This window comes from Quyinboa mangrovi (genome assembly GCF_042219825.1).
Classification (GTDB): Bacteria; Bacteroidota; Bacteroidia; order Bacteroidales; family UBA5342; genus JBHJHP01.
Genome location: NZ_JBHJHQ010000005.1, coordinates 96234 through 117724 on the forward strand (window position 1 = coordinate 96234; position 21491 = coordinate 117724).

A 21491-nucleotide genomic window follows, 5' to 3' on the forward strand; every position below is an offset into this window, starting at 1 on the left:
AAAGACATAAAAAAAGCGGGCAGCGCCCGCTTAAATGTTTTAGTTTCTGTTGTATGGTCTGAAAGACCTTTTCTGGTCTCTTCTCTGACCACCACCTCTCCGATCATTTCTCTCTTCTCTTGGCTTAGCTTTTTTAACTACAATTTCGTTTCCGTTCAGAGTAGCTTCATTTAACTGGTCAATAGCTGTTGTTGCTTCATCATCATTAGCCATTTCTACAAAACCATAACATTTAGAATTTCCGGTTTCGCGGTCCATAACAACTTTAGCAGAGATTACTTCACCATACTCGCTAAAAACTTCATTTAAATCCTCTCCGGTTGTTTGAGGATTTAACTTTGCAATAAAAATATTCATCATAAAAAAAATAAAAAATAAAATAATTGAAAAAACTAATAGACAGGATAGTACGGGTTTTCATTCTGTATAAAAGAGGAAATCGGACTAAGAACTTCTATTAAATAACTGACACGAAGATACGGCATTTTTTTAACAAAAAACAAAAAAGTATATTATTAAAATAACATTATTAATCTACTGATAATCAATATTAAAAAACTTTTACGTCCGCATAACAAATCGATTACTTATTTATAAATAAGAATCACAGAAAAAAATTTAGAATTTTAGTTTTGCGCATACTGATTTTTCTTCTATTTTTGCACCGCTATTTAAGCGGGATAGTATAATTATTGTGATTAAGAAATAGCTAAGTTGGTGTTCCTGTAAAAATCAGGAACGATACTTAAATCTATTCTTATTAATTTTTGGAGAGATGGCAGAGTGGTCGAATGCGGCGGTCTTGAAAACCGTTGTACCGCGAGGTACCGGGGGTTCGAATCCCTCTCTCTCCGCAAAACAAAAGCCCTGGCAAAATGCCTGGGCTTTTTTATTTTAGACTTCATCAAACTTGTTTGAGGGAAGGTTAAAATGAAAATGGATTTAAGGCTATGCCTTAAAGGCTATTGTTTTGAATATCTCCCACTCCAGGGGATCACCAACCGAAGGGAGGTAATCCTAATTGACTATATTCATAATTTCACTATATTCACGCCCTGTTTAAGATCTTAAAACCCTTGTTATGAAAAAAACTAAAATCCTGCTTCCTCTATTATTTTCCCTTTCACTGTTGAGTTGCGAAAAGACACAGGAACCTGCCGGAGATTTCACATATACGTTGTCTCAAAACTTTTCACCAGTTGAAGTCACCTTTATAGCAGATTATACTGACGCTGAGACCTATTCCTGGGATTTTGGCTATAATCAAATTATGTCAGGGAAAACCGTCACCAAAACATTAACAGAAGGCCTCCATACTGTCACACTGACTGCTTCAGGAGCCGGTGGTGAAACCAGAAACACCAAAACAATCAACATTCCCGGCAAGGCAACAAAAATGAAGGTAACAAGCATAGACGTCAATAACTTTCCGGCAACAAATGCAGAAGGAAAAACCTGGGATAATGATCCCGGATCAAATCCTGATATTTTTGTCATTGCAGGTACAGAAGGAGATTCAGAGTTTGCCCAAAGCAGCAATTTTCATGACGATGCTGTCAGTGGCAAAACTTACTCTTTTGACATTGAGTACACGTTTACCAAATTCGATAAAGGGTTCTTTGTGAATATATACGACATTGACGCTGCCAGTTATGAATTTGTAGGAGGATTAAAAGGATCCATGGAATACCACAGAAATAATGGATATCCCGATTCTTTTGACATGATATTGAACGAGTATAGTTTTACCGTACATGTAGTATGGGAATAAATCATTCGCTTTTTCTCATGTGCTTTTTAAACTCTGTTTATTATAAAATATAAAACAAAGCGAAATGCTAAATTTAAATTGACAAATATTGAATAAGGAATTTATGTTTTGAATTAATCTCTGAAGATAAACAGTACTTTATGAAAAAACCTTCTTATAATTTACAGGCTATGAAAACATCAAAATCTTTAATCAGTATATTCTTAATTGCAATTGTCTTTGCAGGTTGTACATCTGAACCAAAACAACAAGCTGATGCGTTCATGTACGGAGGGGATTTCTCCATCCTGAAGAAAATGGAAGATCTTGGTGGTGTGTATAAATATAACGGTAAGCCGGTAGATGCCCTAGCACTTTTTAGACAAAACGGTTACAACTATGGTCGCGTCAGGATATTTCATACGCCAAACATGGAAGGACCTGTTTGCAATTCCCAGGACTACACCATTGCACTTTCAAAAAAGATTAAAGCATCAGGAATGAAATTGTTGCTGGATTTTCACTACTCCGACACATGGGCTGATCCTCAAAAACAATACAAACCAAAAGCCTGGAAAGAACTGCCATTCAATATCCTGACCGACAGCGTTTATACGTACAGTAAAAAAGTTATTCTGGCAATGAAAGAAGCTGGTGTAATGCCGGATATGGTTCAACCCGGAAACGAAATAACCTACGGTATGATCTGGCCGGACGGGAAAATTTATAAGGATTCCGCAGAAGACTGGGACAGTTTTTGCACCTTGTTAGCTGCCGGAATAAGTGGAATAAAAGATGCCAGCGGAGACACGAAAATTCCAATTATGATCCACATTGATCGCGGAGGGGATCAGGCCGAAACAAAATACTTTTTTGACAACCTTAAAGCACACGGAATTGAATTTGACCTCATCGGACTAAGTTATTACCCATGGTGGCACGGCACTTTTCAAGACCTTGAGGAAAACCTCACGTGGTTATCGAATAATGACGAACACGATATAGTAATTGTTGAAACAGCATACTATGCCAACGGGCATTACCCGGAATCACAGGAATGGGTGATGGATGTTCAACCCTTCCCGCCGACAGAACAAGGGCAGTATGATTTTCTTGTCACGCTGGATAGTATTGCGCACCTCTATCCAAAGGTTAAGGGAATTTTTTACTGGAAACCGGATGGCCTGTACATTCCTGACTCTAAGGTCTGGTTCATTGGAAGAAGCCTTTTCGACAAAGATGGCAATGCATTAAAAGGCATTACAGCTTTCAAATAAGTACCTACCATACAGGATTCACACCTATCAGTCTCAAAATGAGATAAATTTGTTTGGTTCAGAAGTTTTATTTCACTAATTTTAATCCAATCAATTAGATCTCTCACTATGTTAAATGATGTTATCCCCACCCCGGATACCTTACCCGTACATTGGGTCTGGTTTCAGATTTTGTTAACGTTTACATTTGTACTTCATTTGTTACTGATGAACCTGGTTTTAGGAGGAAGTCTTCTGGCCATTGGCGATTTGGTACGAGGGAAGAGTATTGACAAGGAATCCCAACACATTCCTACATTGATTGCACTTACAATCAACTTAGGGGTACCTCCACTACTGTTTGTGCAGGTGCTGTTCGGAAACTTCTTTTATTCCAGTTCGGTCATGATGTCGGTTTACTGGATCATGATTATTCCGATTTTAATTCTGGCTTATTACGGTGCCTATATCTTTTCAAGAAGAATGGACACCAATTCTACCTTTGGAAAAGCAATGCTCATCTTGTCCACATTGCTCATTCTGTATATCGGGTTCATGTTTGTCAACAACTCCACCTTTTCTATTCAACCGGACAAATGGAGTGCCTACAACGACAATCCGGGAGGAACCCTGCTGAACCTTCGTGATCCATCGTTCTGGCCGCGTTACCTGCATTTTATAACAGCTGCAGTAGCAATTGCCGGTTTAGGAAAAGCTATCTGGATACGGTTCTTTAAAAAAGCAGACCCCGAGGAAAAAGAACAAGGCATAAAAAAGAATTTGAGAATCTTCGGATTTACTACCATGATACAGTTTATTTTTGGCATCTGGTTTTGGCTGGCATTGCCTAAAGATGTTACCATGGCATTCATGGGACAGAACATTATTGCCACCATCCTCATGATGTTGGTATTAGTATCAGCAGTACTTATCATCATTTTCGCGATGCGCGGGAAACTGATTCCTTCTTTAATTCAGGGATTGTTTCAGGTGATACTGATGGCCGTTGTGCGGGAGATAGCCCGCTATACTTACCTCGACGGAATTTTTAAACCATCACAACTTGAAAATGTACACCAAAGCACTCCGCTTATTGCATTTTTGCTTGTTTTTATTCTGGGTTTGTTCCTGTTATTCTATATGTACAAGCTTGCTGTTGAACCTAAAATCAAAAAATCATGAATTATCCAATTTGGTATCTCCCAAATATTGGCGGTGGTCTGCTCATCGCAATCATTGCAATATTACATGTAGTTGTAGCCCATCTTGCCGTTGGCGGCGGTTTATTCCTGGTAATGACTGAACGCAAAGCCATAAAATCAAATGATTCTGGTATGTTGCAATACGTTAAAAAACATACGTCTTTCTTCATGCTGCTGACCATGGTGTTTGGAGGTGTTTCCGGAGTTGGCATTTGGTTCATCATCTCATTGGTAAATCCGGGTGCTACATCGGCCCTGATCCATAATTTTGTGTTCGGCTGGGCTATAGAATGGGTATTTTTTATTGGGGAAATTGTGGCGCTGCTTATTTATCACTACCGGTTCGATAAAATGAATCCTAAAAACCATATGATCATCGGATGGCTTTATTTCATTTTTGCATGGTTAAGTTTATTTATCATCAATGGCATCCTCGGATTCATGCTAACACCCGGAAGATGGATTGAAACCGGAAATTTCTGGCTAGGATTCTTCAATCCCAGCTTTTTACCCGGTCTGTTATTCAGAACAGCTATAGCGGTAACATTTGCCGGTGTCTTTGCATTGGTAACCGGATCATTTTTAAAAGACAAGGAGTTAAGAACCCGCGTATTCCGGTATAGCGCAAAATGGATGTACATTCCGTTGGTGGTTCTGGCATTAACCGGATTTTATTATTCAACCGTAATCAGTGAAGAATCATTCAGAAATCTGTTTCATGTTAATCCTGAAAGCCGCGTCTTCATCAGCCTTCTCATTTATGCTTCCATAGCTTTATTCGGACTTGGCTTACTGACTATCGTAAAGATGAATAGTTTTCTTCAAAAGCTCCTGGCATTTGCATTGGTAATAATTAGTCTGGGCTGGATGTCCGGGTTTGAATACATGCGCGAAATAGCGCGAAAACCCTATGTACTATATGATTATATGTATTCCAATGGCATTCATCCTGAGGATATTCCAATAATAAATGAGACCGGCTTTTTAGCTTCTGCTAAATGGTCCAAAATAAAAAAAGTTACCAATGACAATAAACTTCAGGCCGGTGCCGAAATTTACCGCATTCAGTGTATGTCCTGTCATACCATTGATAATTATAATGGAATCAAATCCAGGACAAACCGTTTAACGGAACGCGGTCTTGTTGCACAATTAACAGGGATGGGAAAAGTAAACACATACATGCCTCCGTTTGTAGGAACAGAAAAGGAAAAAGATGCATTAGCGGCTTATATTTATGAGGATATCCAGGGCAAAACAACTTCAGTTTCAAAACCGTACATACCCACTCCACTCACAACAGAAGTACCTCCCTTTGACCCCAAAAAGGATGACTATGTATTGTTAGTATGGAATGACCTCGGCATGCACTGTATCTCTGATGATGAAAAATATTTTTCATTCCTTCCTCCCGCTAACACACTGAATGCACAACTTTTTAAACGTGGTGCTGTACCACAGGTTGTTACAGAAGGTGTTGAACTGCTGTACGAGGCAGAACCTATGCATGCGCATCCCGAGAAAACGCATCCTTCATTCTGGGAATACTCGAAAGAAATTTTCGGAGTGGATATTCCTTTAGGCAAAGGCTTAGCCGGAAAGACCGTTAAAGATACCATGGATGTTCATGGCAACCACTTTGCAGCAGATTTCATCCCGGTGGTTCCATACCGTGAGGATAATATCTACAGCCCTTACCCGATGTTCACCATACGGGCAATCGACAAAAATACCGGTGAATTACTGGTGACAACAAAAGCGGTTACGCCGACGTCCACAGAAATGGGATGTAAAAACTGCCATGGTGGCGATTTTGCATGGAACGGAATATCAGGTGTATCAAATGAAACATCACGAAATATTCTTGCTGCTCACGACAGATATAATGGAACAACCTTACTGGCTGACGCAGAAAACGGTCATCCAAAACTTTGTCAATCCTGCCACGCCGACCCGGCAGTGGGCGCAAAAGGACAGGATGGCATTCTAAACTTTTCGTCTGCCGTACACGGTTTCCATGCCAATTATTTAGCCAATATGGACAACACGTCGTGTAATATGTGTCACCCGTCAGCTACAACAGGAAACACAAACTGTTACCGGGGAAGACATACCGAAACGGGCATAAATTGCACAAATTGTCACGGAAGGATTGAGGATCATGCCTTAAGTCTTTTGGCAGCACAGAAAAACATTAAGCAGGCAGAAGTCCTTGCTAAAAACCTGGAGCCATATTTTGCTGCTGACAAAGCCAGCATTAACCCTCGTACGCCCTGGTTGAACGAACCGGATTGTAAAGGTTGCCATACTAACTTCAACATTAACCAGGACGGTTATACCGGAACCGCCTTTAACAAGTGGGCTGCCAGCTTTAACGATCTGTATCGCAACCGCACGGACAATAATGGCGTGATGTGTATTTCCTGCCACGGCTCAACCCATGCAGTGTATGGGGCGCAAAACATTTATGAAAAACAAAGGGATAATATGCAGCCTTTGCAGTATCAGGATATGGCAGGAACAATAGGCACCCATAATAATTGTGCAGTTTGTCATATAAAGGCTATGGATGTAAATGGCCATCACCGGAATATGGTGAACAGAAAAGATAATGTAGCTATTGTTAAGTAATAATTCAGACAAATATGAGCGAGGGTTTCTCTTAAAGAGAAGCCCTCGTTTGTTATCTATTAAATCTTCTTTTTATTTGTTTCAAAACCCCAGCTCCGCACCCCCTTTTTCAAAGGTGGACAATTTTATAAATTCTTTGAATATTCGTTTTTATTATCCAAAACAGATTCTATAAGTTCCAGTTCATCGGCAGAAAAACTGAGGTTATTAAGTGCCGCAAGATTATCCTCCAACTGACTAACAGAACTTGCTCCGATTAAAACAGAGGTGACTCTGTGATCTTTCAGTAACCAGGCTAAAGCCATCTGCGCAAGCGACTGATCCCGGCTGGTAGCCAGTTCATTTAATTTAATTACTTTTTTAATCCGTTCTTCCGTAATCCATTCCTTCTGCAAATGGCCGTAATTTTTTGATGCCCGCGATCCTTCCGGAATACCAGTAATATATTTATTAGTTAACAAACCTTCAGCCAGAGGAGAAAAGACGATACACCCAACACCGTGCGCTTCAACCGCATCCAGTAGATCTTCCTCTACCCATCGCACAAACATATTGTATTTAGCCTGATGCAACAGACAGGGTGTTTTATTCTCCTTTAAAATTTCAAAGGCCTTTGCGGCTTGTTCTGCCGGATAATTGGATATGGCAGCATACAATGCTTTGCCAGAACGAACAATGTCTGTTAAAGCCTGCATAGTTTCTTCCAGCGGAGTTTCCGGATCGGGCCGATGATGGTAAAATACATCCACATAATCCAGCCCCATACGTTTCAGGCTCTGATCCAGACTGGCCATAAGGTATTTTCTGGAGCCCCAGTTTCCGTAAGGCCCGTCCCACATATCAAAACCGGCTTTAGATGAAATAAACAATTCATCCCGATGATGATGAAAATCTTCTTTTAAAATTCTTCCAAATGTTTCTTCCGCCGAACCGTATGGAGGACCGTAATTATTAGCCAGATCAAAATGCGTTATCCCTCTGTCAAAAGCTGTACGGATAATATCTTTTGCATTACTATAGTTATTCACCCCACCGAAATTATGCCATAACCCGAGCGAAACAGCAGGCAGCAACACACCACTTTTGCCACTTCGGTTATAAACCATATTCTCATACCTTGTTTTGTCAGGAGTATAATCCATTGTTATCGATTTTAAGATTTTATCATCATACCGGTCAAAAACCTACCTGTATTTCCATTTTCCATTCTATACGAATAAAACTCAGTATTGTTCTTCCATGTGCAAAATGTACAACTCTCTATATTTGATCCCGAAACACCTGACTGTTCTAATTGAATTCGTGCCGCTTTCTTTAAATCAAAATAAAAGCTTCCGTTTTGTATGAACCAGACTGATTCTCCAGGCAAGACCTTCTCAATTTCATCAATCACCTCCTGCCCTACTTCATACTTATCACCTTCAATACAAGGGCCAATACCACAAAAGAGATTTTCAGGCGAATGTTCAACGCCCATCATTTTTAAGGTTTTCCCAATTATTCCGTTGGCAATACCACGCCAACCCGCATGAATTACACCTATAATTCCGGAAGGTTTGTTGTAAACCGTAACCGGCACACAGTCCGCAGTTCTTATACCAACGAAAACAGCCGGTAAAGATGTTATCAATGCATCACAGGATGATAGAAGTAATTCCTTTTGCTCCTGATCCTTATTCAGAAAATCTTCATTTATCGTTACAATATTATTCCCATGAACCTGAACCGGTAAAATAAATTGATCCAATCCTGCTAAAAAAGAAATATCTGACTTTACCAATTCAATATTGCTTTCTATCAGCTCCGTATCATCAGCCGTATTTTCGCCAAGATTTAATGCATCAAACGGAGGTGAGCTGTAACCTCCCACCCTGGATGTAGTTATCTGAATCAACTCAGGAAAATCATTGAAGATCTCATGCTGATATACCATGATATGTTGCAGCTTCTTTTGGATCATGGCAACATGGCATTATAGATTTTTTGCTGAATATTGGTCCGTACGTTTTCATCTACCAGCTTATTATTGTATGCATCAGGATTTACCCTGTTTGACAAAAACACATATACAATCTGATATTGGGGATCGATCCATACATAAGTTCCTGTGAATCCCGAATGACCAAAACTTTTTAAAGATGCCGACAAACACGCCGGACTAACTTTTGATGTATCCGGCTCTGGCTTATCGAATCCTAATCCACGCCGGTTAAGCTGGTTACCGGTTTGTGTATAATAATCTATGGTTGAAGATTTAAAATAGTGCGTATTTCCATACCAGCCATCATTCAAAAGCATTTGGCCATATTTGGCTATATCAGTGGCATTGGAGAAAAGACCTGCATGACCGGCCACACCGCCTACCATTGCCGCAGCCTGATCGTGGACATAACCTCTTAATAAACGTTTACGAAAAAAATGATCATCTTCGGTTGGGACAATTCTTTTCAGATCAACCTGCTGTATTGGTCTGAACATCGTGTTATTCATTCCAAGCGTATTGTAATACATAGAATCGGCCAGGACATCAAGTGTGGAGTGTGTTACAAAATCCACAACCTTTTCAAGGTAATAGAAATTCAGATCACTATAGCGGTAACTACGTGTAGAATCTACATCACTTGTGTCGATCCATGTATAGATTGAATCCTTAATGGCATCGAACATATACATCTCCGGAACCACTTCTATAGAATGATCTGCATCCTTTCTTTTACTCACAAATCCATCCTTGAATTTTGCATAACGATTCACGTAAACACCTTCACCTACCTGTATATTAAAAACCGATGTTTTCCGCCGGCTAAAAAGTCCATCCTTTAAATTATCGGTATTAACAATCATATAATGAAAAGGGATGTAAGGCTTCAGACCAGACTGATGCAACAGTAATTCGCGTATAGAAATATCGCTTTTGAAGGTATCCGTACACAGATGATCAAATTCCCTGAGTTTCATGTCAAGGTTCAGCTTTCCGGTTTCATTTAAGTGCATCACCACCGGTAAAGTGGCAGCTATTTTTGTTACTGATGCCAAATCATACAAATCACTCCAAACAACAGTATCCTTTTCCTTATATGTTTGATATCCATACGATTTATCAAAAACAATCTCTCCGTTTTTTGCAATCAGCACCTGACAACCAGGCATCGCTTTGTCTTCAATGGCACTGTAAACCAGCGAATCAATCAGGTCAAGGGTGTCATTATTAAGTTTTTCATTTTCAGGAAACCCGTAATTCAGGCGTATTTTTGTAGTATATAAACCCGTTCCTTCAGGAAATTTCAGCCCCGCTGATACAGGAAGCATTCCCATTGCCGGCAAACCACCCATAATAATCTGCGCTGTTACCTTTTCTATTTCAGGTTTATCCTCATATGCTACCAGAATTGACCCAAACCGTTTGAGTAAGGATTCCTTAAGACCTTTTAAAAGATAGGGATTTGAAAACAATACCAAGGAAATATTTTTTTGCGATGGCAGTTTCAGCAGTATATCCTGAACTTTATTATTAAATCCGTAATTTGTTGCTACTGAAAAAATATTTCCTGTATATGCCACCACTATGTCATCGTAGCCTGAAGCTTTCAACAAAACCTTATTGATTTGCTCAGGGCTGTTTATATCAAGATTAACCTGATCAAACTGCCTGTAACGATTCAACATATCACCAAATTTATCAAATGTCCCGCCAATAGTAACTAACAGAGCCTGCCTGTGGTTATCAGTAGAAAACGGAAGCATCCGGTTATCATTCTTTACTAATGTAACGGCATGCCTGACCGCCTTATCCAAAATATTTCGGAATTGCAGATAATCCTGTTTTTCACCATACATATCTGGTACCGAATCAATAAGATATTTATTTTTATCGATGAGAATTCGTTTGACCCGTGCATTAATTTCCTGTTCTGTTATAATACTATCTGAAACGCCAGCCTTTATTTCATTTACCGCTTTTTCTATGTCAGCAGGAAATAAAAGCACATCATTCCCTGCCATAAAAGCCTTTAAATAATGTTGATCAAATCTGTCATCTACCGAACGCATATTCAATGCATCAGAAAAAATCAGTCCTCCGAAATGAAGTTCGTGTCTCAAATAATCCAGCGCCTCTTTAGAAAGCGAAACAGGTAATCCTGTTGAATCCAGTGCAGGGACCAAAAGATGGCCGGCCATAATCCCTTCAATTCCCAGATTAATTGCCTTTTTAAACGGAATTAATTCATTTTGGGATAATTGCTGTAACGATTTATTAATTACAGGAAGATCATGATGCGAATCGAGGTTTGTATCACCATGTCCTGGAAAGTGCTTCCCTACAGCCATCACACCGGCATTTTGCATTCCCGAAAAATAAGCATATCCTTTATCTGCCACACGATATGGATTTTCTCCAAAAGAGCGTATGTTGATCACCGGGTTTGCTGAATTACTGTTCACATCAAGAACAGGAGCAAAATTTATATTGATCCCAACACCACGACACTGCTGTCCGATGGCGTAACCAACTTCCTTCACAATACGGTTATCACGTATGGCTCCCAGCATCATGTGTTTTGGAAACCATGTTACAGAATCCAGCCGCATGGAGACTCCCCATTCTCCATCTATAGAATAAAACAGTGGAATTTGGGAAATACCGTTCAGGTCCCGCATCAAATTTAACTGTTCTGATGGTGCGCCCTGCATGAACAGTATTCCTCCAGGATGATACTTTTCAACCCGTTTAATAAGTTGCTGTCTTCCCCTTTCCGATGAAGTACTCTGCACATCAATAAAAAACAATTGTCCTATTTTCTGCTCAAGGCTAAGAGTTGAAATAAGCGAGTCTATCCGATCAGAATTTTCAACCGGATGAAGTGGAAAATTTTGCTGCGCATTAAATTTTTGGACCGAAAAAAGGATTAAAAATAGTATGATTAATTCACGAATTTGTCTCAACATCTGCCAGAAAACAATTGTATTGTCTAATTTTGCAACGAAATTAAGATATACTTTGCAGCATGGGAAATTTTGATGTAAAAATTAACATACCTGTTACTAACAATGCATTAACAGAAATTTTGATCGCGTTATTGTCTGATTACGGTTTTGATGGTTTCATTGAAGAAGACAGACAACTCAGAGCTTTTATTTCCGATGATAAAGCAACAAAAAACGAGATTACGGACGTCATAAATGCCTTGTCCGTTGAAGAAAAATTAAGTTTCGAAATTTCAAAGCTGGAAGAAAAGAACTGGAACGAGGAATGGGAGAAAAACTTTTTTCAACCGATCAGAATTGGCGATAAGTGTTTAATTAGAAGCAGCTTTCATCCTGTTCAGGGAAAAGCGGAATATGAAATCCTGGTTGATCCGAAAATGTCATTTGGAACCGGACACCATGCCACAACATACCTTATGATTGAGGAACTCCTGGAAACTGATCTGCAAAACAAAGTTGTGCTGGACATGGGTTGCGGAACCGGAATCCTGGCTATTCTTGCAGCTATGCGAGGCAGTTCGGATCTTACAGCCATTGATATTGACGAGTGGGCTTATAATAACACTAAAGAAAATATTGCCATTAACAATGTTGATGGAATTAAAGTAGTACTTGGTGGAGCAGAAAAACTTGGGAACAGGCAGTTTGATGTGATTATTGCAAATATCAATCGCAACATCCTATTGGAAGATATGAAGTACTATTCGCTTGTATTAAAGTCCGGAGGAAAGATACTGTTTAGCGGATTTTACCTTTCTGATCTTGATATTATCAAGGAAGAAGCCGAAAAAAATAATCTGGTTTACCATCATCATCACACCAAATCGGACTGGACTATGGCGGTCTTCTATAAAGCCTGAAATGTATGATCAGGGTAACGTGCGCCATTATTGTAAATGATAATAGAGTCCTAATTTGTAAACGAGGACCACAAATGAACAATCCTGGTAAGTGGGAATTTCCAGGGGGAAAAATAAAACCGGAAGAAACTGAAGAGGAGTGCATTATACGGGAAATTCAGGAAGAACTAAACATAAGCATCGAACCATGGAAACAAATCCGGCATTTTGTTTACGGTTCAACCATAGAGCTGATACCTTTTATATGCAGCGGTTATGACGGAAAGATTTTATTAAATGAGCATGCTGATTACCGGTTTTGTCATCCTGAAGAATTTGGAAATTACGATTTTACTTCACCGGACGTTCTGCTTTATGAATACTTGTTGAAAAACCCTGATTTATTAGGTTAATCGCCCCGCAAACATTATTTTAGTACATTTGCACATCACGAAAAAAGAGATATATGATTCAATCGATGACCGGTTACGGGAAAGCCGTTTGTGAATTAAAAGACAAAAACATAACCATTGAGATAAAATCGCTTAACAGCAAGCAGATGGATATCAACACCCGAATTCCAGGTATATATAAGGATAAGGATGTTGAGATCAGATCCACCATCTCAAAAACACTTCAGAGAGGTAAGGTTGATATGTTTTTGTATGTTGAAAATCTGGGAAATGATACATCTACTGTCATTAATCCCAATATTTTTGAAAACTACAAAAAACAGATACAGGAAATTTCAAAAACCTGCAACGTACCGGTTCCTGAGGATCTGTTTTCAACCATATTACGTCTTCCGGATGCCTTGAAAACGGAAATTGAAGAAATTGATGACGAAGAATGGAATACAATTTTAGCCGCTCTTCAGGAAGCACTGAAACAGATGATTGCGTTCAGAATTCAGGAAGGAAAATCACTGGAAGAACATCTGATTGAAAAAATTGAAAACATCAGGTCATTGCACAAAGAAGTACCCCAATATGAAAAAGAAAGAATTGAAAGAGTACGTGCGCGAATTACAGACAACCTGAATGATCTGAAATCATCCATGGAATTTGATCCGAATCGTTTTGAGCAGGAAATGATCTACTATATCGAAAAGCTCGATATCAGTGAAGAGAAAGTGAGACTGGAAAATCATCTGAATTATTTTATTGAAACACTGAATCTTAAAGAATCTTCGGGTAAAAAACTGGGGTTTATTTCTCAGGAAATCGGCCGGGAAATAAATACCTTAGGATCCAAGGCAAATCACCACGATATTCAGAAACTGGTGGTTCAAATGAAAGACGAGCTGGAACAAATTAAAGAACAGGTATTAAACGTGTTATAGAATGCAAAACGGCAAACTGATCATTTTTTCTGCTCCCTCGGGTTCAGGCAAAACAACCATTATCAAACACTTATTGAACCAGAATTTCAAACTGGAATTTTCAATTTCAGCCACAAGCAGAAAACCAAGAGGAACGGAAAAACACGGGAAAGATTACTATTTTTTAAGTCCGGAAGAGTTCAGGACAAAAATTGAATCGGGCGCATTTTTGGAATGGGAAGAAGTTTATAAAGATATCTGTTACGGCACATTGAAATCAGAAGTTGAGCGCATTACGGAAAGCGGCAACAATGTTATTTTCGATGTTGACGTAGTAGGCGGATTAAATATAAAATCCTTTTATGGCGACAGGGCACTGGCAATTTTTGTTCAGCCTCCTTCGGTAAAAGAACTTGAAAACCGACTGAAAGCAAGAGCTACAGATGATGCGGAAACCATTGAAAAACGTGTTGCCAAGGCAGCACAGGAATTAAAATACGCCGATAAATTTGACGTTATTATTGTGAACGACGACCTGAAACAGGCTAAAGCAAAAGCGGAAAAGCTTCTGACAGATTTTTTAAAATAAAAAAGTACCATTTGAAAACCGGTTTATTCTTCGGCTCATTTAATCCAATTCATAAAGGACATGTTGAAATCGCAGAATTTATTTTAAAAAACAGCGATCTGGAGGAAATCTGGTTTGTGGTATCACCTGAAAATCCATGGAAAACAGAACAAAAGAAACCATCGTCCGAAATAAGACTTAAAATGGTTCAGCTTGCCATTGAGAATAAAACGGGATTCAGAGCTACAAACTTTGAGGAACAACTTGCAAAACCATCTTATACATACCAATCCTTACGGTATTTAAGCTCTAAATATCCTGATAATAACTTTGTTTTACTCATTGGCGGAGACAACCTTGCGGAATTCCGAAAATGGGGAAATTATGAAAAAATATTATCTGAATATGAGGTTTGGGCATATCCCCGAAACCAGACCACTGATACAGATAAAAGCCTCAATATCAAATTAATTAAAGCGCCATTACTTAACTACTCAAGTACAGAGATACGAGAAAACTTACAGAACAATGCGTCTAAGGATACCAGAATTGACAGCAAAGTCCTTAAATTTATAACCAAAAACAAATTGTACCAGTCATGAGAATACCTGAATCAGAATTAATTATTAATGTCGACGGATCAGCATTTCATTTACATATTAAACCTGGAGAACTTGCAGAAAAAGTAATTTTAGTTGGCGATCCGGGAAGAGTAGAAACTATTACGAAACATTTTGACAGCATAGAATCAGAAGCAGAAAACAGGGAATTTGTATCTAAAACAGGTTACTATAAAGGGAAACATATTACTGTTCTTTCTACAGGAATTGGAACAGATAACATCGATATTGTGGTGAATGAACTGGATGCCCTTGTCAATATTGATTTTGAGACCCGCGAAATAAAGTCAAATCTTACATCACTTGATATCGTTCGTATTGGAACGTCGGGAGGACTTCATAAAGATATTCCGGTTGATAGCATCGTCATGTCGGAAAGATCCATTGGATTTGATGGGCTGCTGAATTTTTATGAAGGAAGAAATGAAATTTCGGATTTGAAATTTGAATCATATTTAAAAAAGGAATTGAAATGGCTTCCGGAACTGGCTTCACCCTACGTGGTTCATGCATCCGAAGAACTTATTAAAAGGCTGGATAGTGAGCATATTATAAAAGGCTGCACAATTTCTGCACCTGGATTTTATGGGCCTCAAGGCCGAGAACTCCGGCTCAAGACCTCAAACCGGGAAATAAATAAAATAATTGAATCGTTTAATTTTAACGGATCTATTATAGCTAATTACGAAATGGAAAGCTCTGCAATTGCAGGACTATCAAAATTACTCGGTCACAATGCTGTTACTTTGTGTGCCATAATTGCCAACAGGGTAACAAAAAAATACAGCAAAGACTATAAGATAGTAATCAGTCAATTAATTGAACATGTATTGGAACTGATATAAGTTTTCAGAATTAAGATTTAAAATATATTTTTGCTTTAATAAATTATTATCTCAACACATATGAAAGAGGACAAAACAAAAGAGATTGATTTGCTCGATCTGCTTCAATCCATTGGAAGATCAATTGCTAAATTCTTTATTTTTCTATATAATGCCATGTGGTGGTTTATAGTTTTTGGAGTAAAAAACTACATTTTCATGATCATCTTTGTTATCATTGGCTTGGGTTGGGGAATATATTCTACGATGAATTCAAAAGATGTTTATCAGTCCTTTATGAAAATCCGATCGAATGCTATGACAACGAGGGATCTTAAACCATTTATCTCTGAAATAAATACTTACATTAGTAATAAAAATAGTTTTACTTACCCAATTCTTGAAAAAAATTTAAACTCAGATTCGTCAGAGATAAGTAAAATCACTGCCGTAAAGCCTCATTTTTATATTGATTATTGGGGGGACGGTATTATAGATGAACTGGATATTAAAGATAACCATTCTACCCGGGACACTTTAAACGTCCTTGATTCAACCTACATGTGCATAGAAGCTAGGGTGCAAGATCCTGCACTATTTGAAGTTCTTGGAGAAAAAATTGTCACTTACCTTAATAATAAACCATCAATAATCCGAATTAACGATTACAGACTAAAGGAAGTTAATTATAAAGTTGCTTCATTTAATCATGAAATTCGGTTATTGGACAGTCTGCAAAATTTCAGTTATTTTAACGGCTCAACAGATTTACAGCAATTACAGTTCAGCAACCGCCAGGGACTAATATTAGGTGAAAACAGGCAACAACTTTTTCACATTTATAAATTACGATTAGAAAACCAAAAGAAACCGTTTGTTACTGAACTTAATTTGTATACTGATCCTGTAACAATAATTGACAACTTCCCTATTGTGACAACAAAAATGGAATCAAGTTTAATGGATATCATCATATCAGTAATAAAAGTTGCCTTACTGGGCTATGTTATTTTACTGCTGATTTACGTCTTTAAAAAGAATTACTCAAAATATGCTGATAAAGTTTGATTCTGACTATACCTCAGAATCAAACTCTTTATTTGGCTCAAGATCACTCACCGGTGTTAAGCCGGCAATGTCTTCTGTTCCATTATCATCTTTAAAGTAAGGAAATACATCCATAATGGGTGTTTCCTGAACCGACTGAACACTATAGTCTACTGTACAATCCTTCATAGATTCAGTTAAGTTCGACAGAGCTTCATCAATGTTCGTTGCCTGAACCAACATATAGTTGGATGTCTTTTTTTCAACACCTTTTTCTTCATCAAGCGTTACAAAAACAACTTTACACTTAAACCAACGATCACCTGAATCATAAAAAAATAAATCGGAATAGTTCGCCCTTTTAATATTCAGAATGTTAAATTCTTCACCAAGATAAGGCTTTAACTCTTCATATATCCGTGATTCTGCTTCTGTAAATGAAACTGCATCTACAAGGTAGGGCTCAGAAATTTTCTTTTCCTTTCCCTGCTCATCAATTTTCTGATACTTTACTTTTACTTCAAACCAATTCATAATTATTTCTGATTTAAGCGTGCAAAAATAAAGGTTTTTCCCGGCGGGAAAAACCTTTATTAAATTATCTGAATATTAATAAATTTTCTAATTGTAAATAAGGAGGTTAGAGTTTAGGTAATGGTAAAGACCAATACCATTACTGATTAATGACAAAAGACTTTCTGATCAGATCTTTGTCTGTCCTCAGCACTGCAACATACTCTCCACCAGGCAGTTTATTCATCAGTACACGACTATGAACCATTGGTTCATCCCTGAAATACTTTGAATAAAGCATGTTTCCATCTTCATCGTTTACTGAAAAGAATACCCTTTCCCTACTACTGTTTACATAGCTCAAAGTAAGAACATCCTCAGAATAATACATAACCATTTTTCCCGGCTCTTCTATTAACCTGAGTGCTGATTCGCTCTCTTCACTGGCAACAGATGAAGATTTGGAATCATTAACTTCGATTGGTTGGATTTCAATATTAGATGCCAGATAAAAATCGTTGTCACTACCTGCAAATTGCGCATTCATACTTCCAAAAGGTAAAACTGCTAACAGCAAGCTTAAACCTAAAAATAAACTTCTCTTTTTCATAATGTTACTGTTTAAATATAAACCTAATTCTAAAAACAACTTACTCGAATTTCTACTTCTTCCACCATCTGTGCTATTTCGAGATTCTCATAACATTATTTTTGACAGTTCAAAGATACAATAAATATGTTTTACAACATAATTATAAAACATGATTTTAAAACATATTTAGACAAAGACTTCAAATTCTGTAATTTAGACTGAATTAAAATTTGTTAAAAAAATTGACGGTTTAAATAAAAGACCTGAAAATGATCTTGTTTATATATATTTTGACGCCTATAAAATGATTTAAAACAATTAACTTGCCGCATTAAATTGTATATTTGCCACGATTTAAAGGAGATATATTAAAAAACGTAACGCGTAATTAGAAAAAGAAATGTTACAAGTAAAAACGAAAACAATTGAATTAAGTGATGGAAGAACCATCACAATTGAAACAGGAAAATTAGCCAAACAGGCTGATGGTTCTGTTGTTGTCAGAATGGGTAATACAATGCTTTTGGCTACTGCCGTAGCAGCACAGGAAGCAGGTGAAGATGTTGACTTTATGCCCTTATCAGTGGATTATAAAGAAAAGTATGCTTCATTCGGCAGATTTCCCGGTGGTTTTCTTAAAAGAGAAGGCCGTGCATCCGATGCAGAAATTCTGACAAGCCGTCTGGTTGACCGAGCGTTAAGACCGCTTTTCCCGGATGATTTTCATGCTGAAACCTTTGTTACTGTAAACCTGATCTCAGCTGACGGTGTTGATATGCCGGATGCGCTTGCCGGATTGGCAGCATCTGCTGCATTAGCTGTATCAGACATTCCATTCAACGGACCAATTTCAGAAGTTCGTGTAGCCAGAATTGATGGCCAACTGAAAATTAACCCAACCTTTGAAGAACTTGAAAAAGCCGATCTTGATATCATGGTTGCTGCTACTATTGACAACATTATGATGGTAGAAGGTGAAATGAGCGAAGTATCCGAAAAAGATCTTCTGGAAGCCATGATGTTTGCCCATGATGCAATTAAAGATCAGTGTAAAGCACAGATTGAACTGGCTGAAATGGTTGGTAAAATAAAACGCGAATATGACCACGAAAAGAAAGATGAAGATCTGAAAAAAGATATTTGGGAAAAAACTTACGATAAAGTATATGCTATTGCACTTGAAGGGAACGCTGATAAGCATGCCAGGCAGGATGCATTTAGTTCTGTAAAAGAAGAATACATTGCTGGTTTATCAGAAGAAGAAGCGGAAGAGAAAGCTTTCCTTATTGGCAAATTCTACCATGACGTAGAAAAAGAAGCCGTAAGAAGAGCGATCCTTGATGAAGGTATTCGTCTTGATGGCCGTAAGACTACAGAGATCCGTCCTATTTGGTCAGAAATTGATTATTTACCGGGTGCACATGGTTCTGCGATTTTCACACGTGGTGAAACACAATCCCTTACAACGGTAACACTTGGCACCAAACTGGATGAAAAAATAATTGATGACGTATTGCTAAAAGGAAAAGAGAAATTCCTGTTGCATTATAATTTCCCGCCATTCTCAACTGGCGAAGCGCGACCACAAAGGGGTGTTGGCAGAAGAGAAATTGGCCATGGTAATCTGGCATTCAGAGCATTAAAGAGGATGCTTCCAGAACAAACACCTTATACCATCCGTATTGTTTCGGATATTCTGGAATCAAACGGTTCATCTTCAATGGCCACAGTTTGTGCGGGAACCCTGGCACTCATGGATTCAGGTTTACAAATTAAAAAACCTGTTTCAGGTATCGCTATGGGACTTATCACAGATAAAGGAAATGAGAAGTTTGCTGTATTATCTGACATACTGGGTGATGAAGACCACCTTGGTGATATGGACTTTAAAGTAACGGGAACACGTGATGGCATAACTGCAACACAGATGGATATCAAGGTTGACGGTTTATCATACGAAATCCTTGAAAAAGCATTGAACCAGGCTAAAGACGGAAGAATGTATATCCTGGACAAAATTGCAGAAACAATTGAAGAACCACGTGAAGATCTTAAACCAAATGCTCCAAGGATTGAGGCATTCTCAATTCCAAAAGAAATGATTGGAGCTGTGATTGGTCCTGGTGGTAAAATTATTCAGGAGATCCAGGAAGTATCTGGTGCTGTTATTACTATTGAAGAAGCTGATGGAAGAGGTCAGGTTCAGGTTGCCGCTGCAAACCTTGACAGTATCAGCAAAGCGATGGCAAGAATCAAAGCAATTATTGCAGTACCGGAAATAGGTGAAGTTTACGATTCTACCGTTAAGGCACTTGCTCCGTTTGGTGCTTTCGTTGAAATTCTTCCAGGCAAAGAAGGTCTTTTACACATTTCAGAAATCGACTGGAAACGGTTCAAGGATATGGAAGAAACAGGCCTTAAAGAAGGTGATAAGATTCAGGTTAAACTCATCTCTATCGATGAAAAAACCGGTAAATTCAAATTATCACACAAGGTTTTGATTCCAAGGCCTCCAAGAGAAGATAAACAAAAAGAGAATAATTAATTCCATAAAGCCCCGGTTAAAACCGGGGCTTTTTTCTTCCCGTTCAAATTACTATTTTAGCAAAAACACAAAATAATGGATGTTAAAATAGAAGACTCCTGGAAGGAGGTACTGGAACCTGAATTTGAGAAAGAATATTTTCAGTCACTGGTTAACTTTATTAAAAATGAATATAAAACTAAAAAAGTTTATCCTCCAGGAAACCTCATTTTTAATGCATTTAATCTTTGTCCGTTCAATAAAACCAAAGTAGTAATTATCGGACAAGATCCTTACCACGGCCCCGGACAGGCTCACGGACTTTGTTTCTCTGTTCAGCAAGGCATTGCATTTCCACCTTCACTGAATAATATCTTTAAAGAAATTAAGGGAGACTTAAATATTCCGGTTCCGGCAAACGGAGATTTGACCAAATGGGCTGAACAGGGTGTATTACTTTTAAATGCTACTTTAACGGTTCAGGCTCATAATGCAGGATCGCACCAAAAGAAAGGCTGGGAAACCTTTACAGATGAAGCCATAAAGCAACTGGCTGAAAAAAGGGAGAATCTGGTCTTCCTGCTTTGGGGAGCCTATGCACAGAAAAAAGCCGAAATGATAAATCCACAAAAACACCTGATTTTAAAATCAGTACACCCCTCTCCTCTTTCCGCTTCACGCGGTTTTTTCGGGAATCATCACTTTAGCAGAACCAACGAATATTTGCGCTCAAAAGGAAAGACTGAAATAGACTGGAAAATTTAAGAATTACGAATCAGGATTATGTCTTACAGCTTGCATTTTAATTCTTGTGTTCT

The 21491-nt window shown here is 38.2% G+C and carries 19 protein-coding genes and 1 tRNA gene; 14 read left to right on the forward strand and 6 right to left on the reverse strand.

Translation table 11 applies throughout. The features are described from left to right. Positions 1-39: 39 nt before the first annotated feature. Complete coding sequence (locus tag ACE1ET_RS11700) at positions 40-360, reverse strand: RNA recognition motif domain-containing protein (RefSeq protein WP_375728595.1); 321 nt, start codon at positions 358-360, stop codon at positions 40-42. 409 nt (positions 361-769) lie between these two features. Here ACE1ET_RS11700 and ACE1ET_RS11705 point away from each other — a divergent pair. The 5 genes from ACE1ET_RS11705 (at position 770) to ACE1ET_RS11725 (ending at position 6839) form a co-directional block, all read left to right on the forward strand. Beyond that, a tRNA-Ser gene (locus tag ACE1ET_RS11705) sits at positions 770-854 on the forward strand. Between the two features lie 227 nt (positions 855-1081). Then, positions 1082-1771 carry a PKD domain-containing protein gene (locus ACE1ET_RS11710; RefSeq protein ID WP_375728596.1) on the forward strand — a complete coding sequence of 230 codons (690 nt, stop codon included), beginning with the start codon at positions 1082-1084 and terminating at the stop codon, positions 1769-1771. A 140-nt stretch (positions 1772-1911) separates the two neighbouring features. After that, positions 1912-3027, forward strand: coding sequence for a glycoside hydrolase family 53 protein (locus ACE1ET_RS11715; RefSeq protein WP_375728597.1), 1116 nt, complete (start codon positions 1912-1914; stop codon positions 3025-3027). 108 nt (positions 3028-3135) lie between these two features. Further along, on the forward strand, positions 3136-4188 hold the full coding sequence (locus tag ACE1ET_RS11720) for a hypothetical protein (RefSeq protein WP_375728598.1): 1053 nt from the start codon (positions 3136-3138) through the stop codon (positions 4186-4188). Next, complete coding sequence (locus ACE1ET_RS11725; protein ID WP_375728599.1) at positions 4185-6839, forward strand: cytochrome ubiquinol oxidase subunit I; 2655 nt, start codon at positions 4185-4187, stop codon at positions 6837-6839. Before ACE1ET_RS11720 ends, ACE1ET_RS11725 begins: the two co-directional genes overlap by 4 nt. A gap of 125 nt (positions 6840-6964) precedes the next feature. On the opposite strand, the gene mgrA is transcribed toward ACE1ET_RS11725, so the two are convergent. Genes mgrA through ACE1ET_RS11740 form a run of 3 tightly spaced genes read right to left on the reverse strand, consistent with a single transcriptional unit; the run spans position 6965 to position 11786 of the window. Then, entirely contained in the window at positions 6965-7981 is a 1017-nt protein-coding gene (mgrA, locus tag ACE1ET_RS11730; RefSeq protein WP_375728600.1) for an L-glyceraldehyde 3-phosphate reductase, read from the reverse strand. An 11-nt stretch (positions 7982-7992) separates the two neighbouring features. Further along, positions 7993-8799, reverse strand: coding sequence for a peptidoglycan editing factor PgeF (gene pgeF, locus ACE1ET_RS11735; protein ID WP_375728601.1), 807 nt, complete (start codon positions 8797-8799; stop codon positions 7993-7995). Further along, on the reverse strand, positions 8796-11786 hold the full coding sequence (locus ACE1ET_RS11740) for a serine hydrolase domain-containing protein (protein ID WP_375728602.1): 2991 nt from the start codon (positions 11784-11786) through the stop codon (positions 8796-8798). Before ACE1ET_RS11740 ends, pgeF begins: the two co-directional genes overlap by 4 nt. A 59-nt stretch (positions 11787-11845) precedes the next feature. Here ACE1ET_RS11740 and prmA point away from each other — a divergent pair, with 59 nt between their 5' ends. From prmA to ACE1ET_RS11775, 7 genes are read left to right on the forward strand one after another with little or no spacing between them, the layout of a single operon-like run. Next, on the forward strand, positions 11846-12685 hold the full coding sequence (gene prmA / locus ACE1ET_RS11745; protein ID WP_375728603.1) for a 50S ribosomal protein L11 methyltransferase: 840 nt from the start codon (positions 11846-11848) through the stop codon (positions 12683-12685). 5 nt (positions 12686-12690) lie between these two features. Further along, positions 12691-13077 carry a (deoxy)nucleoside triphosphate pyrophosphohydrolase gene (locus tag ACE1ET_RS11750; RefSeq protein ID WP_375728604.1) on the forward strand — a complete coding sequence of 129 codons (387 nt, stop codon included), beginning with the start codon at positions 12691-12693 and terminating at the stop codon, positions 13075-13077. A gap of 53 nt (positions 13078-13130) precedes the next feature. Continuing rightward, entirely contained in the window at positions 13131-14006 is an 876-nt protein-coding gene (locus tag ACE1ET_RS11755) for a YicC/YloC family endoribonuclease (RefSeq protein ID WP_375728605.1), read from the forward strand. A 1-nt stretch (position 14007) separates the two neighbouring features. After that, positions 14008-14574, forward strand: coding sequence for a guanylate kinase (gene gmk / locus ACE1ET_RS11760; RefSeq protein ID WP_375728606.1), 567 nt, complete (start codon positions 14008-14010; stop codon positions 14572-14574). 11 nt (positions 14575-14585) lie between these two features. Then, positions 14586-15155 carry a nicotinate (nicotinamide) nucleotide adenylyltransferase gene (nadD, locus tag ACE1ET_RS11765; protein WP_375728607.1) on the forward strand — a complete coding sequence of 190 codons (570 nt, stop codon included), beginning with the start codon at positions 14586-14588 and terminating at the stop codon, positions 15153-15155. Continuing rightward, entirely contained in the window at positions 15152-16018 is an 867-nt protein-coding gene (locus ACE1ET_RS11770; RefSeq protein WP_375728608.1) for a nucleoside phosphorylase, read from the forward strand. The genes nadD and ACE1ET_RS11770 overlap by 4 nt, the downstream gene beginning before the upstream one ends. Before the next feature lie 60 nt (positions 16019-16078). Then, entirely contained in the window at positions 16079-17065 is a 987-nt protein-coding gene (locus tag ACE1ET_RS11775; protein ID WP_375728609.1) for a hypothetical protein, read from the forward strand. Between the two features lie 6 nt (positions 17066-17071). On the opposite strand, the gene ACE1ET_RS11780 is transcribed toward ACE1ET_RS11775, so the two are convergent. Together ACE1ET_RS11780 and ACE1ET_RS11785 are read right to left on the reverse strand one after the other, a co-directional pair. Continuing rightward, positions 17072-17578 carry a DUF4494 domain-containing protein gene (locus tag ACE1ET_RS11780; RefSeq protein ID WP_375728610.1) on the reverse strand — a complete coding sequence of 169 codons (507 nt, stop codon included), beginning with the start codon at positions 17576-17578 and terminating at the stop codon, positions 17072-17074. Positions 17579-17717: 139 nt separating this feature from the next. Further along, a complete protein-coding gene (locus ACE1ET_RS11785; RefSeq protein ID WP_375728611.1) occupies positions 17718-18167 on the reverse strand; it encodes a hypothetical protein in 450 nt (149 codons plus the stop codon). 382 nt (positions 18168-18549) lie between these two features. Between ACE1ET_RS11785 and pnp the strand changes: the two genes are divergently transcribed. Then, complete coding sequence (gene pnp, locus ACE1ET_RS11790; RefSeq protein WP_375728612.1) at positions 18550-20694, forward strand: polyribonucleotide nucleotidyltransferase; 2145 nt, start codon at positions 18550-18552, stop codon at positions 20692-20694. A 75-nt stretch (positions 20695-20769) separates the two neighbouring features. Further along, positions 20770-21438 carry a uracil-DNA glycosylase gene (locus ACE1ET_RS11795; RefSeq protein ID WP_375728613.1) on the forward strand — a complete coding sequence of 223 codons (669 nt, stop codon included), beginning with the start codon at positions 20770-20772 and terminating at the stop codon, positions 21436-21438. Positions 21439-21491 lie beyond the last annotated feature (53 nt).